At 36.5% G+C, this 16,067-nt stretch carries 9 protein-coding genes and 1 pseudogene; 7 read left to right on the top strand and 3 right to left on the bottom strand.

Annotated elements, in window-relative coordinates; all coding sequences use genetic code 11:
- Positions 1–31: 31 nt before the first annotated feature.
- The 4 genes from ACSVC9_RS08570 (at position 32) to ACSVC9_RS08555 (ending at position 8,992) form a co-directional block, all read left to right on the top strand.
- The gene (locus tag ACSVC9_RS08570) at positions 32–2,278 is read left to right on the top strand and encodes an efflux RND transporter permease subunit (protein WP_446897076.1); all 2,247 of its coding nucleotides are present in this window, start codon (positions 32–34) and stop codon (positions 2,276–2,278) included.
- On the top strand, positions 2,268–4,460 hold the full coding sequence (locus tag ACSVC9_RS08565; RefSeq protein WP_446897075.1) for a hypothetical protein: 2,193 nt from the start codon (positions 2,268–2,270) through the stop codon (positions 4,458–4,460). The genes ACSVC9_RS08570 and ACSVC9_RS08565 overlap by 11 nt, the downstream gene beginning before the upstream one ends.
- Positions 4,461–4,659: 199 nt before the next feature.
- On the top strand, positions 4,660–6,825 hold the full coding sequence (locus tag ACSVC9_RS08560; protein WP_446897074.1) for a YhgE/Pip family protein: 2,166 nt from the start codon (positions 4,660–4,662) through the stop codon (positions 6,823–6,825).
- A gap of 25 nt (positions 6,826–6,850) precedes the next feature.
- On the top strand, positions 6,851–8,992 hold the full coding sequence (locus ACSVC9_RS08555) for a YhgE/Pip family protein (RefSeq protein ID WP_446897073.1): 2,142 nt from the start codon (positions 6,851–6,853) through the stop codon (positions 8,990–8,992).
- 19 nt (positions 8,993–9,011) lie between these two features.
- On the opposite strand, the gene ACSVC9_RS08550 is transcribed toward ACSVC9_RS08555, so the two are convergent.
- Positions 9,012–9,581 carry a TetR/AcrR family transcriptional regulator gene (locus tag ACSVC9_RS08550; RefSeq protein WP_446897072.1) on the bottom strand — a complete coding sequence of 190 codons (570 nt, stop codon included), beginning with the start codon at positions 9,579–9,581 and terminating at the stop codon, positions 9,012–9,014.
- A gap of 278 nt (positions 9,582–9,859) precedes the next feature.
- On the opposite strand from ACSVC9_RS08550, the gene ACSVC9_RS08545 reads away from it, so the two are divergent.
- Together ACSVC9_RS08545 and ACSVC9_RS08540 are read left to right on the top strand one after the other, a co-directional pair.
- On the top strand, positions 9,860–10,618 hold the full coding sequence (locus ACSVC9_RS08545) for an SDR family NAD(P)-dependent oxidoreductase (RefSeq protein WP_446897071.1): 759 nt from the start codon (positions 9,860–9,862) through the stop codon (positions 10,616–10,618).
- Positions 10,619–10,823: 205 nt separating this feature from the next.
- Positions 10,824–11,591, top strand: a complete 768-nt coding sequence (locus tag ACSVC9_RS08540; RefSeq protein WP_446897070.1) for an EFR1 family ferrodoxin — start codon at positions 10,824–10,826, stop codon at positions 11,589–11,591.
- A 42-nt stretch (positions 11,592–11,633) separates the two neighbouring features.
- Here the strand turns inward: ACSVC9_RS08540 and ACSVC9_RS08535 are convergent.
- Positions 11,634–13,408: pseudogene (locus ACSVC9_RS08535) on the bottom strand (oleate hydratase).
- 111 nt (positions 13,409–13,519) lie between these two features.
- Complete coding sequence (locus ACSVC9_RS08530; RefSeq protein ID WP_446899830.1) at positions 13,520–13,828, bottom strand: TetR-like C-terminal domain-containing protein; 309 nt, start codon at positions 13,826–13,828, stop codon at positions 13,520–13,522.
- A gap of 718 nt (positions 13,829–14,546) precedes the next feature.
- On the opposite strand from ACSVC9_RS08530, the gene ACSVC9_RS08525 reads away from it, so the two are divergent.
- Positions 14,547–16,028, top strand: a complete 1,482-nt coding sequence (locus tag ACSVC9_RS08525; protein WP_446897069.1) for a B12-binding domain-containing radical SAM protein — start codon at positions 14,547–14,549, stop codon at positions 16,026–16,028.
- The last annotated feature ends 39 nt before the right edge of the window (positions 16,029–16,067 follow it).

Here is a 16,067-nt window from a genome sequence, read left to right as displayed (position 1 = left end):
ATAAACGCATAAGAAATGGAGAGAAGCTTTGATGAAAAATGGAATAAAAATTAAGCCACTCGATTTAGTAGTCAATTTTATTATAAATAAAAGTAAATACATTGAAGTATTTTTTGCGATTATGGTTCTAATCAGCATGTTTTTATACCTATTTGTGAGGGTTAATTATGATCTCACCAAATACTTGCCGGATACGGCTGTATCCAAAGCTGGCTTGAATCTTATGGAAAAAGAATTTGGTTATCCAGGCACTGCACGTATTATGATAAAAGATGTATCACTGTATCAAGCAAAGCTGTATAAGGAAGAGATAGCGGCAGTAGATGGCGTGGATACAGTTTTCTGGGCGGATACGACAGATGATATTAAAAAATATACTGATGTATATACGTCCGACAGCTTTATAAAAGCTGAAGACATACAGGATTATTATAAGGACAACTGTGCGGTGATGGACATTTCTTTTATTGAAGGTGATTCTGACACTAGGACATCGAAAGCATTGGACAAGATTCAAAAAATAGTAGGAAACAAGGGGAGGTTTACGGGTCCGGCTGTTCAAAATAAATCCTTGAATGAGAGCTTGAACAGGGAAATGAAGAGTGCTACAGTAATTGTTGTCATTGTTGTGGCATCGGTACTGCTTCTGACAACAACATCATGGCTGGAGCCGCTATTGTTTCTCCTAGTCATGGGAATTGCCATTGTGATCAATATGGGAACAAACGTGTTCCTGGGGAATATATCATTCATGACGGCAAGTGTGGCTCCCGTCCTGCAAATGGCAGTTGCAATGGACTACTCTATTTTCCTGATGCATGCTTTTACCAGAGAGAAAGATGCTGGAAAAGAGCCCAAAGAGGCTATTAAGATCGCCATACGCCAATCCTCCTCTTCCATTATCGCATGTGGTATGGCAACCATTATCGGTTTTCTGGCGCTGACAATAATGAAGTTTTCCATAGGCTATGACCTGGGAATTGTTCTGGCAAAAGGAATTTTTATCAGTCTGCTGACTGTTTTGTTTTTGATGCCTTCCATGATTATCCGAAGCCAAAAGATGATTCAGAAAACTGCACACCGAAAGCTGGTAAAGCTTCCTAAAAATCTGGCCAAAAGTATTTTCAAGGTCAAATATGTGGCATTGGGGCTTGCAATATTTTTAGCAGTGCCATGCTTTATTGCAAAAGACATGAATAGTTTTCTTTTCGGAAATTCGGCGGTGGGTGCAGGAGAGGGAACTCAGGTTTATAAAGACGAGCAGGAGATTGACAGGATTTTTGGAAGAAGCAATATGCTTATGGCTCTGGTACCGAATGATTCCATTATCAAGGAGAAGCAGTTGTCTGATGAATTGGGAAAACTAAGTTATGTTAAAAAAGTAACCTCGTTGGAAAATACACTGCCCGATGGTATACCGGAAACTATCATTCCCAATCAAATAACCAAGCAGTTTCACTCTGAACAATATGCTAGAATACTAGTTTACATAAGGACACGGGAGGAAAGCCCTGCAGCATTTCAGTATTCTGATGAAATCAAGTCCATAGTTCAAAAGTATTATCCACATCATTCAGCACTGGTTGGAGCTACACCTTTTACGCAGGATATTAAAACCATTATAACCAGAGATTATACTTTTGTGGACAAACTTTCTCTATTGGGAGTTATAATTGTAGCAATAATTGTGTTTCGCTCATTCCTGATTCCAGTCCTCATTGTAGTACCCATCGAGATAGCCATTTTTTTAAATATGGCAGTACCTTATTTCGTTGGACAAGATATGATTTTTATGGGTTATATTATTGTCAGCTGCATCCAGCTGGCTGCGACTGTGGACTATGCAATATTGATGACAAACTACTATCTGGAATACCGAATGCGGTTGGATAAAAAGAAAGCCATTCTGGAAATGATCTGGGCTGCAGTTCCACCTATTATGAATTCAGGAATTATTCTGTCCTTTGCGGGATATACACTTTACTTTACTTCCAGTATTGCGGCCATTGGTGCTATGGGACGTCTTATCGGGCGTGGTGCGCTGCTGAGTATTGCAATGGTAGTTGTATTGCTTCCGGCATTACTGTATATTTTTGATTCACAAATCTACAGGCATATTTTGAGGATGAAACGTATGAAAGATAAAATTACGAAAAAACTTCAGGATAAGTTTATGTTTGTTGGAATGTTATCAGAGACATTGAAGAAGACAACACATTATAAAAGCAATAGTGATGAATCTGTTGAAAGTTTGGAGGGATTGAAGGATGAAAATTAGAAAAAAAATTCTATCAGTTATACTGGCACTACTGATTTTGCCGGTTGTCACATCTACAACGGCCATGGCGGCGGCACCAAAAGTATCGGTGGATGAATCCGCTTATGTAAATTTGGATTACTATGGGGTGCCCACCAACATAAATATTGTAAAAAGTTTAAGTTTGAATGGGAATCAACAATTTACAGACTATGGTAAATACGATAAAGTAGTTAATATGTCCAACAATGCTGTTCCAGCGATGAAAGATGGGGAAATCAACTGGAACTTGAAAAATTACAGTGGAAAGTTTTATTATGAGTGCACACCCAAGAATGGAATGGTGGTTTTACCATGGAATGTTGATGTGTCCTATTCTCTCAACGGTACTCCTATAGATGCATCCAAGCTGCCTGGAGTATCAGGGCTGGTGCAGATTGATGTAAAAGTAACGCCCAATACCAAGGCCAATATATATTATAGAAATAATATGCTCTTGCAGATGCAGACCATAGTGGATATGTCAAAGGCATCCAGTGTGGATGCACCGGGGGCACAGGTCCAGACTATAGGTAATAAAAAGATAGTTATCTTTGCCGCGCTTCCAGGAGAGAAGGATACCTTTACTCTTCGTATCGGTACGGACAGCTTTGAAACTGATGGTATTCTGCTGACCATGGTACCTGGAACCATGAAACAGCTGCAGGATGTGAAGGAACTCAAAGATGATATCGACACATACAAAGGTTCCCTGGATGATATATATGACAGCACAAATACACTTTTACAGACAGTTGAAAACATGCAGAGCGGTCTGTCACAATCAAAGTCAGGTTTATCTTCACTGGATCGTGCCAACAGCAGTATAAATGCGTCCAAGGACAGCCTGTTTGATAAATCAGAAACAGCGCTGGCTGATCTTTCAAAAATTACTGCCAATACGGCAACACTGATTCCACATATCAATGAGGGTGAAAATGCTATTGAAGATCTGAACTATGATTTGAATGCCATGACAGAAACTATTGAAAGTACGAAGACAGAGTTGGAGCAGTATAAGACTTCAATCAAAAATGTACAGGACGACATTAATAAACTGCGTGATGTTGTGAAAAATGTACAGGACAAATCCGACGAAAGGGATAATCTGCTGCAGCGTACAAGATCGGATATAGGAGATATGAAGGCAGACCTGGAGGATTTGAGTGACAGTAGTTCCGACTTGAGAAACAGTCTAAATGAAATGAGTTCTGACATATCTGACTTATCGGACGTGATGAAAGCTGCAGCATCTGTCACCACACCGGACTATTCTTCCTATTTTACATCAACGGATGGCCAGATTCTGTACAAGACACTTATGGCAATGAATGACAGCTTGAAGGCAATGAGCTCCTATATTGCTTCAACGCTTTCATCCACAGCTGAAGTATCCGATTCTGCCGGTGATATGTTGAGTGAAACATCCAATATATGTGAAAATGGAGAAGATTACTTGAATACTGCATCCAGAAGCATATCTTTGATGGAAGATTATTTCCAGGACTTTGATAAAGCAAATGAAGTTACGGATGATATGCTTGGTGAACAAAAGCAGATACTGTCAACGACCGACAGCATGCTGATAAAAAGTGGAACTCTTATTGATAATATTTCCACAATCAACAATACAGCCAACAAGTATAAGAGCAGCTCAATAAAAACATTACAGGATATGGAAGTTCTGCTGAAAAGTATGGTGAAGGGCCTTGACAGTTCACAGAACTTCCTGGGCAGTTTTGAATCTACGCTCAAAAACAGCAGCGGCGATATTAGCAAGGGCAACAGTGATACGCTCAAGGGCCTCATCAGTGTATTGAAGCAAAGTCTTGAGGGAATTAAAAGTACACCTGTAATGAGAAAGGCAAATGATTCTATCAAGTCTACCGCAGATAAGGAAATAGACAAATTTGAGAATAAGAACAGGCTGCTGTACCTGAACCCTGATGCAGAATTAATTTCATTTACTTCCAGCAAAAACCCTTCACCCAGGAGTATCCAGGTTATCATGAGAACACAGGAGATCAACAAGGACAGCGGTAATGATGATATTTCGAGTGCAGATAAGGACAAGCAAGATAAAGGGGTACTTTACAGAATCGGTCGTGTATTTGTTGAACTAAAGAGTGATGTGGTATCAATTTTCTCAAATATAAATCAGTAAAATTCCAAATAAATAAAATTTCTTTTGAGCTTATTCATGTGCATATATTTGACACCTGAATAAGCTTTTTCTTTTATTTAAAACTGCTGTCGATTTTTAGAATATAAATTGATAAATAAGAATACCATAATTTTAAAATAATATATAAATCAGCAGAAAATATTATAAATGCTGTATTGTTTTATTGGAGTGGTATAAAGTGATAAAGAATATTACAAATATATTTAAAAGAGATGTAATAACCATCATAAAAAATAAAGCGGCACTTGCAACTTTAATAGGAATGTGTATAATGCCATGTCTATATACGCTGGTAAATGTAAGGGCAATCTGGAATCCTTATTCTAGTGCTAAATTGAGCAATATTTCCATAGCTGTGGTAGACAAGGATCGGGGTGCTATATTTCAAAACAGGAAGGTAAATATGGGAGATGAAATCGTAGATAATCTTAAAAAAAATCATAATATCGGATGGAAATTTGTTGACTCAAAAGAAGCTGATCGGGGGATGATGTACGGAAAATACTACGCTGAAATTGAGATACCGGAGGATTTTTCTTCCAATCTTTCAAGTATAATTACAGATAATCCGAGGAAAGCTCAAATACTTTACAAGGCAAACACAAAGACCAGTCCTATGGGAACCAAAATCACTGAAGGTGCAGCTAACTCTCTTGTAAGTTCCATAAAATCCAATTTTATATATTCAGTAAACAAAACCATATTTTCTTCCCTGAATATTATAGGAAAAAAAGCAGACAAAAATAAATTTCAGATAATGGATCTTAAAGATTCTATAATAGCTTTAGGTAACAATATGGATATTGTTACAGCTGCACTTGGAAGTATAAATGACAGCTCCAGCAATATTGCATTGATTTTTAGTCAATTAAAGCCGATTATTTCTGCATCAGAAAGTACTAGTATGATTAATCAAGTACCTGTAAATAATGGAGAACTCATAAAATCAATAAAATCTTCCTTGAACAATTCCTTTGACAATATTCAAGTAAATTTGAACAATGCTAAAGCAGATATTTATAGACTTCAGACACTTGTAACCAATTTGAATTCACTGACTGGAGATGCCAATTCTTTGAACGTAAATTCCATAGCAAACATGATAAATTATCAGATTGACATATTAAACAACGAGGTAGGTTCTGTAACAGATTTTTTACAGGAAATAAACAGCTTTGCACATAATGGCAGAATATCAAATCTTTTAAATTCTCTAAATAATGTAAAGAATCTATTGAATACTGAAAAGAATACTGTAAATAATCTACAGCAGAATTTGAACAATAAGGATCGGATAAGCAGCAGTTTGAAAAATTCTCTAGTTTACAATACATCGGATGTGAGTTTGAAGCTCATTGATTCTGCTGACCAGTACAACAATGAAATAAAGGGAGAATTGAATTCCATAGCCGATGATTTGATTGCATCTTCAAATAATTCTGTTGATATTTTAAAGACTGCAAGTGATATGAATAGCCTTGGCACAAAATCCGTAGATACTTTGATAAATGAAAGCAAACTTGTAGCAGATTATTCCGGAAAACTTGAAAATAAGCTCCTTCAATTCAAGGACCCCATTATAAATGTCAGCAACAAGCTAAAGCTTACAAGTAACAATGATATAGTGAAAATAATAACCATACTTCAAAACAATCCTGAGCTCATGGGAAATTTCATGGCCAATCCGTTTAATATAAAAGAGGAAAATATTTATACAATTCCAAACTTTGGATCAGCTTTTGCACCTACTTATATGACAATTTCCATATGGGTGGGATGTACTATGCTTGCAGCAATGCTTAAAACAACTACTGCCAAATTTAAAGGATCCGAAAATCTATCACTGAAAGAAGAGTATTTTGGAAAGATGCTGCTTTTTGTTTCAATTTCCATAATACAATCCCTTATAATTGTATTTACTACAAAATTTATACTTCAGGTTTATACTAAAAGTTTTTTTCTCATGATAATGTTTGGATTATTTTCATCTCTGGCATTTTCAACAATAGTATACAGTATGGTGTCAATATTTAAAAATCTTGGAAAGGCAATGGCAGTTTTATTAGTTGTAATACAGATGGCAGGAAGTGGAGCTACTTATCCTATACAGCTTAATCCATTAGTTTTTAGGATATTTCAACCTTTGGTTCCATTTACCTATAGTCTAAGTGGATTCAGAGAATCAATTGGGGGACCGCTCATAAGTACTGTGGTTATGGACTTTTCAATACTTATTCTCATGACTGTAATTGCTGTATTATTGGGATTATTTTTGAAAAGGCCTCTCAATGGGATGATGGGTAGACTTCAAAACAAATTTATTGAGTCAGGTATTGGAGTATAAATATGGGTAATGGGAGTGACACGATATGAAGATTGTACTTAAAATATTAAAGAGGGATTTTAAAAGTATAACAAAAAGTCTTGCTGTGCTCATAACAATTATAGTATTCTGTTTTCTTCCATCTTCTTATGCAATTGTAAATATAAAAGCATCCTGGGATTCCTATTCAAAAGCCAATACCAGCAGGCTTCCCATTGCAGTAGTCAACAAGGATGAAGGTGGCAGTGCCGATGGGAAAACTATAAATGTAGGAAATCAGATTATAAATGAATTAAGAAAAGACAAAAGTATCAACTGGATTATCATAGATGAATGGCAGGGAAATTATGGACTTAACACTGGAAGGTACTATTCATTGATAGAAATTCCTGAGAATTTTTCAAGTAAGCTTCTGACACTTGTAACTTCGGAGCCTCAAAAGCCTAATATAATATACAAATCCAATGAGAAATTGAACGCAGCGGCTACTGAAATTACAAGCCAGGCAAAAAATGTACTGGCAGACCAGATTAAATCAAATATCGTGAAGATAAGCAGCAGGGAGGCTCTCAAACAGATGAACTCAATGGGTAAAAAATTAATCAATAATAAGCCTGAAATTTTACAAATTAAAGACTCGTTGGAGGATTCTATAAAGGCTGTAGCCGGCACAAGAAAATATCTTTCAGAAGTAAACAAAAACTCAAAGGAGGTACAGGATTATTTAGATAAGCTTAAAAATGACATTCCAGGGCTTTCCAGACAGATGGATAACCTTCAGAATATTGTAAGTCATGGAAAATATCTTGCCCAGTCTACGAAACAGACCATAAGTTCAGCACAGAATAATATGGCAAGTGGGATAAATGAGCTTCAAGTCCTTATATCAAGCCTTGAAAATGTAAACAATGGATTTGCAAATCCTGATATTGCAAACAATGTGATAAAACGGATGAACGACACAAATAATTCAATTATAAAGAAAATCGATGAAAATATCGAGATACTTAATACTATAAGCGAAATAATTCCAAATAATGGTGCAGTAGAACTTATAAATGCACTGGATAGGATGAAGAGTTCCATGAAGACAGAAAAAGGCTATCTTGTGCAATTGGAGCAGCTCATCAATAATAATGGCTCCAAGGAAAGCATAAGTTCCGTTATAGATCGGCTTTCTAAGATAAGAAATGAACTGTCATCAGATTCAGTAAATGTATCCAATGCTTTTTACTCAGGTACCAGTCAGGCGTTGAACAACATGAACTATAATATTGATATGAGTCTGGAAGTTTATGATGATATACTTCAGTCTACAAAATCGATTATTCCACAGCTAAATTTACTGGCAGATACAGGCAGGTCAATTAATGAAATATCAATTTCCCATATAGAACAGATAAACAAAAGGCTTGGAGATATTCAAAACAAATTAAGCCAGTTAAATGATAATATGAATATGATAAATGAAAAAAACCTTGATCACATAATAGACATAATGGAGAAAAATCCTGAAATTTCAAGTCTACTGTCATCTCCAGTAGAGTTGAAAAACGTTCAGTTCTATAATCTTGGATTATTTGGATATGGAGTAACTCCTTTTTATACTACACTGTCAATATGGGTTGGCATACTTCTTCTGTCAACTATACTTACATCGAGATGCAGAGAGTTTGAAGATGGAACAAAAGTCAATATGATTCAGGAATATTGTGGAAAAGTATTTCTTTTTATGGCTCTCTCTTTAATACAGACAGCTATAACTCTTTTGGGGGAATTTTTACTTCTGGGAATAAAACCTATGAAAATATTTGCCATGATAGAAGTCGCATTTTTGGTCACCATAACATTTTCCATAATAATATTTACATGTATATTCATACTGGGAAATGTAGGGAAAGCTTTATGTACGGTTCTCATGATATTCCAGATCTTTGGAACGGGTGGTATATATCCTCTTGAAATTATTTCAACAAGGCTTGCTGCTATGGCACCATTTTTACCATTTACCTACTCTATAAATGGATTCAGGGAGGCAATTGGAGGACCAAATTGGAATCATCTTCTTAAAATATTTGGAATGTTTGGTTGCTTTTCAGGTATGTTTCTTTTAATCGCTCCCCTTAAAAAGGTATTTGAAAAGCAGATACAGCAGATGGAAAATGAATTTGAAAAGTCACAACTGTAATGTGACAGTTATTAATACTTTATAGTGTTCCTAAAAGATATTTCAAATATTTATGGGCCTGAATCTTGGAGCAACCGTTCTTTTTCAAAAAGCTCCATTCTAAAATGAGAAGGATAGTATTGCAGTAGTGTTCTGCTACAATCTCATATGGAATCTTGTAATGGCCATTGCATGGGCACTGACGAAAGATTTCTCGCATTTGGATATTCATATAGATTCGAAAATGACTAAGCAGTAAATTTTCTACGGAGTTAAATTTCAAAATACGTTGAATCATATCTTGACGAGCAGTGATCAAATCATACAATCGATCAAAGAATATATATAAGCTTTCTTCCGAATTCAAATTTTTATATTCTTCAAGATGAATCTGTCTAGCAAGAACATATAGGCAATAATTTAACAAATCATATTTGTCGTCAAAATAGTTATAGAAGGTAGCCCGTGGATAATTACTTTGTTGGCAGAGTTCGTTAACGGTGATTTCTTCAAAAGATTTATTGGAAAGCAGTTCAAGCATAGTATTAAAAAAGGCATCTAAAGTTCGCCTGGCTCCTTTGGTGGCTTTTTTCGTAAGATCATATTTCAAAGATAATTCCTCCTTTTTGCAGATTTAATTTTTTGCCCAGGATTAGACAAAAAGCTTTGTTTGATTGTTGATATGCTTTGCTTTTAAGTTTATCATAGAATTTGTAGATTTGCAAATGTATAAAAATTTGCAAATGAAATAAAGAATTGAAGTGCCTTAATGAAATTGCAAAGCCATTGGTTATGTGGCTGAGCGAGTTGTGAGGAGCTTAAAGCCGGAAAACTTTATAATGTAAATTTAGCAGCACAAATTATAAAAACAGAAAGGAGTCACTAAAGATGTCTATTGCAGTTATAACTGGTTCGTCTTCTGGACTTGGTAGGGAATATGTCGATGTAGTAGTCAACGAATTTCCAGAAGTAAGTGAAATATGGATGGTTGCTCGCAGATTGGAACGTCTTGATAAAATTGCGAAGCAATACCCTCAGAAGAAATTTAAAGTCATTGGACTTGATCTGTCAAAGGATGAGAGTTACAAAACACTCCATAAAATCCTAGAGGAAAACAGACCGTATATCAAACTGCTTATCAGCAATTCCGGTATTGCCGTACGCGGCAATTTCGATAAAGCAGAGCTAAAAAGTCAATTGGATATGTGCGACCTGAATGTTAAAGGTGCTACAGCAGTTACCCGTCTTTGCCTTTCCTACATGAAAAAGGGCAGCATCATTATGGAAACTTGTTCAACTTCAGCTTTTGCACCGAATCCACATTTAAATGTCTATAGTGCAACAAAAGCCTATTTAATGAACTTCTGCACAGGCCTGAGGCAGGAATTGAAGCCGCGTGGTATTAATGTTTGCGCAGTACACCCAGGCTGGATGGACACTGAAATGAATGCTGGAGCAAGAAATACAAATCATACTGGTGTTTCTAACTTTTTACCAAAAGTGAATGTTAGAAAACTTGCATCTAAATCGTTGGCAGCAGCAAGAAAAGGAAAAGCTTCCTATACACAAGGTACTTTTTATAAGTTCTACCACTTATTGGCCAAAGTCTTGCCACATACATTAGTTGTGAAATTTTCATCAATGTAACTTATTATGCTTAAAAAATCTTTAATTATTTCTAGAAATGGTATCCTGCGAATAGCTAATATTCCATAATTACGTTAAATGACTTCGTTATATTTTGATATAGAATGGACTACGGCAAGTTAACCAGAACAATGGGATATGTTTTGTCTGATTGAATAGTTTCATCATTTTAGTTTTATATTAAAAAGATAAGGAGGATGTGAATATGATTTTCTATTTTTCGGCAACAGGAAACAGCAAATATGTCGCTTTGAAAATCGTGACGGAGTCGGAGGAAGAAACCATAGACATTGCAGATTGTGTTAAAAATAGGCAGTTCACATTTACGATAAAAAATAAAGAAAAAATTGGATTTGTTACACCAACCTATTTTTGGGGGATACCTTCCATTGTATGTGAGTTTCTTGAAAAATTGGAACTGCGGATCCCGAATTCATATAAACCCTATATTTATCATGTGGCGACATTTGGAACCACAACTGGTCAGGTCGGATATATGGTCAATGAGTTCCTGAAAAAAAGGGGATTGTCTTTAAACAGCAGGTTTAGTGTGCAGATGCCTGATACATGGACTCCGGTTTTTGATCTTACCGACAAGAAGAAAATAGAGAAAATCAATCACGAGGCCGAGAAACAGATTGAGGAAGTGGTCGAGAAGATCAAGCATGAGATTGCCGGAGATTTCAGCCACCGAAAGATGCCTATGATTGCGGTCAAACTATTTTATCCACAGTATGAAAAACAGCGGCAGACAAAGTATTTTACGGTGGATTATAGCTGTATAAGCTGTGGGATCTGTGCGAAAAAATGCCCGGTTGAAGCTATTGATATACAAAAGGGCCGGCCGGTGTGGACCAAGGAAAAGTGCACACTATGTCTTAGATGCCTGCACCACTGTCCGAAGTTTGCAATCCAGTATGGAAACAGAACTAAAAATCACGGTCAGTATGTCAATCCAAATGTAACAATATAGGAGACTTGAAACATGAAAACAGCAATTGTAACAATGATAAAATCAAATTACATTATATTCCTTCAACAGTTTTTCGATATCGGTGCCATCGAATTTTTTAAATACTGCCTTAAGCACTAATCTTTCAATCAATCGCTGATCCATATCCATAATCTTTTTTCCGTCCCGCAATTGAACAGTGGCTTTCAGCAGATCACGGACATCATAGGCGCTGCCCCAGACCTCAGGCACACCACGGTCGATATTCAGCAACGTATAGACAGCCTCCATCCCGGTGCGGATTGAATATTCGGTCGTAAAAATCGTGTCACGCACTGTCTCTGCGAACTGGCCGAGGAACGCAAAGTTCACGCTATCTTGTGGTACAACAGCGGGACGGTCTCCTGCGCTGCGCGGCATGAAAAAGGCAGTGACGTAAGGCATCATGCAAGGTACTGTATTGGCACTGTGTTCCGCCATATCTTCGATCTTGTTTTCCGGCACCCCCATATGGTATAGCCATTCCATGCAAATTTCTTTGCCAGTGCACTCACGCATGGCTTTTTTTACATAATTTCCGGGTTTGTCGCTGAACAATCCGTAAATCCAGCCCACCAGTTGATCCTTCGGCTGGCTACGAAACTGTGGCTGACGGTTAAATGTCCAGCTAAGCAGCCAATTGGAGTCCTTAACAGTTACAATTCCACCGGTAACCACCTTGCCGTTGAAGGGATCACGTTTGCAGATCTTGCGGATATAAGGTGGAATGCGATCATCCAGCGTTGTTACGGTTGCTGACATCCAGTTACTCTGTTCCGAATCATAACAGAATTTATCCGGATGGCCGAATGATGGGTCTTGCGCCGCGATCTTATGCCACATGTCCCAGCCCCCTCCTTTTTTAATCTCCGCATTAAAAGGAGCATGATGGTTTTGATCGCCTAGTGATGAATTTTCAACACATCCTCCATTAGTGATAAATATCATATCATCTTCGGTAAGGTCAATGTTTTCCTCGTTACCATCCTGGATAATTACAATACTTTTTGCCACTTTTTTGTCTTTCTTAATATCAAACTTCACATTCACAACTTTGATGCCATAATGAAACTGAACATCGTATGATTCCAGATATTTGATCATTGGTAGTATCATAGATTCATACTGATTGTACTTTGTGAAACGAAGAGCTTTGAAATCAGGTAAACCGCCGATATGATGGATGAACCGTTTGATGTAGAGCTTCATTTCCAGCGCACTGTGCCAGTTTTCAAAAGCGAACATGGTGCGCAGTACAGCCAGAAATTTGAATTAAAAACTTCATCGTCAAAAATCTCATTGATTCGCTTATCATACAGATCTTCATCTGGTGTAAAGAAGAGTTTCATGATCTCCATAGCTCCCTTGTCAGAAATATCGAATTTGCCATCGGTATGAGCATCTTCTCCACAATTGACTGTTGCACGCATCAGAGAGTAATTCGGGTCATGTTTATTTAGCCAATAATATTCATCAAGTACACTGACACCCTTAGCTTCTATGGATGGGATGGAACGAAACAGATCCCACATGTACTCAAAGTGGTTATCCATTTCACGACCACCGCGCATTACATACCCGATGTTACTATACTGGTAGCCGTCACAGGTACCGCCAGGAATTGGGTCTTTTTCAAGAATATGAATTCTTTTACCACTCATTTGTCCATCACGAACAAGAAAGCACGCTGCTGCAAGAGCGGCCAGACCAGAACCAATAATATAGGCAGATTTGTGTTCAACCCCTTCGGGCTTTTCAGGGCGTGCAAAAGCTTCATAGTTTCCACTAGAATAATACATAATCATACCTCCATATACGTTATTATTTCAATTTTCTACACTTTTAAGTTTACCCTTTATCAAAAAAATTACTATAATCAATAAAGACTCCATGATAAAACTTTTATCATATTAAGAAGTCTGATGTACTCTATCGATACGGTATTTATTTAGAGCTCTTGTAATATCTCCCTCAATAAGGGTACTAGGCTTTTCGATGATCTGCTGCGGATCTTTTCTCATTCCGTTTTTAATCCAATCCAGCATCAGACCAACAAACGCAAATTTGTAAAAATCAGCAATGAATTCTTTATCCCGTACTTCCATTCCCAGTGCTTTTTCCTCGGCCACCCCAAACAACAACTTGTAAGTAAGCGTATACAAGTAGGTTTCAATCTGTTCCCGACTGACCGATTGATATACATTCTGAATAAAAGGCATATTATCCAAAACCGCTTGAAAAATTTGCAGAAATCCTTACTGCCAAGTATCATATGTTTTTTTGCCATCAAGTTAATTGTTTTTTTATCCCTTTTTCGATCCTTTATTATGAGTGGTAACGACATTGGTGGGGGAGCTGGAATTAGATTTCTGTGAATGGTATGAGAACAATAATTTTACATGTCTTTTTATGAAGTTATTATGAATTATTATATAAATATTACTACAAGTATATGATCTTTTATTTTTCAGCTATATTTCTGAAAATTACCTTACATTATATGTAAGTTCTCTGAAAAAATAGAATTTAAAATTCCAAACTGACACTATATTTATATTTATCATGTAATAATATTCGGGATTGCAGCAGGACAGATTGGATATATGGTTGGTAAGTTTTTAAAAAAGAGGCTGCTATTGAACGGCAGGTTTAGTATACAGATACCAGATATGTGCATTGTGTCCTGGCAACATGGCATCGGAATTTCCGGTTCTGTCAGAAAGAGCGGGAAAGAAATCTATTGTGAATAACCTACCGTATCTTGATATGAAAAAGGTTTATGTATATATAGTTTGTATTATTTTGAATATTGCATGGTTCTAAACAGAAAAGTATAATAGACATATGTATATAAGCAAATAACAGATTTCGGTTTGGTCTGTTATCTAGTAAAAAGATAATATGTCCATAATATTTAACGAAAGACAGGTGATATTTATGAAGATACTATTGGCTTATCCGAAGTCGCCGGAAACATTCTGGAGTTTCAATCATGCACTTAAATTTATCTCCAAAAAAGCAGCGTTTCCCCCCCTGGGACTGATAACTGTTGCCGCAATGCTTCCTGCTGCCTGGGATAAGAAACTGATTGATATGAATGTCAAAACGATCAAGGACGATGATATTAAATGGGCGGATTTTGTTTTTATAAGTGCAATGGTTATACAAAAGGAATCCGCAAGGGATTTAATAAACAGATGCAAAAAGCTCGGAGTTAAAACTGTGGCAGGTGGACCTCTTTTTACTAGCGAGTATCAGGATTTTGATGATGTTGATCATTTAGTATTGGGCGAAGGAGAATTGACTATTCCAGAATTTCTTCGAGATTTGGATAACAATTGCTTGAAGCATATATATACGACTAATGAATGGGCTGATCTGACACAAACTCCAGTTCCGTTATGGAATCTTATTGATATGAGTAATTATTCAACTTTAAATATCCAATACTCACGAGGATGTCCGTTTAATTGTGAATTTTGTGATATTACAACACTTTTCGGACGAATTCCAAGAACTAAACCGGTTAAACATCTTATCAGCGAGCTTGATGCCATATATGAAATGGGATGGAAAGGTTCAATTTTCTTTGTTGATGATAATTTTATAGGTAATCGTAAAAAACTTAAAGAGGAAATTTTACCAGCTCTTATAGAATGGTTGGAGCAAAGGGATTATCCATTCAGTTTTCTTACGGAAGTTTCCATAAATCTGTCTGATGACGATGAACTTATGAACTTGATGGTTAGAGCTGGATTTAAAACAGTTTTCATAGGAATAGAAACAGTCAGTGAAGAAAGTCTGACTGAATGCAACAAGCTTCAGAATAAAAACCGCAATCTGGAGGAATGTGTGAAAAAGATACAGCGTAACGGCCTTCAGGTACAGGGAGGATTTATTATAGGCTTTGACAGCGATAACAAGACTATATTTAAAAAAATGGTTAGGTTTATTCAGGATACAGGTATTGTAACAGCTATGGTCGGTTTATTGAATGCACCTAGAGGAACATTACTTTACAAAAGGCTGAAAAAAGAAGGAAGAATTGAAGAAGGATTTTCTGGCAATAACACAAGCTTATCAATCAATTTTAAGCCCACAATGAATCTTAAAGAATTAATTAGTGGTTATAAGTATGTTGTCAGTACGCTATACTCACCGAAACAGTATTATGAACGGATCACTAATTTCCTTAATGAATTTCGTCCAAGTAACTTTGGCAAGCGGCATATTGGGTTAAGCGAGATAGAGGCATTTCTTAAAGCAAATGTTTACCTTGGCTTATTTGGAAAAGAAAGAAAATATTACTGGAAGCTATTTTTTGGTTGCATATTCAAACGACCCAAGGTATTCGACCTGGCAATTGCATTTGCTATTTGTGGATATCATTTCAGAAAGATATCTGAGAAGTATACATAAAAGATAGTTTGTATAGTTTGTTCAAGGTAATTGTGTTTT

It is taken from the genome of Clostridium sp. LBM24168 (assembly GCF_052953915.1).
Note: the sequence above shows the minus strand (reverse complement) of the source record. Positions and strands in the feature narration are given on the sequence as shown.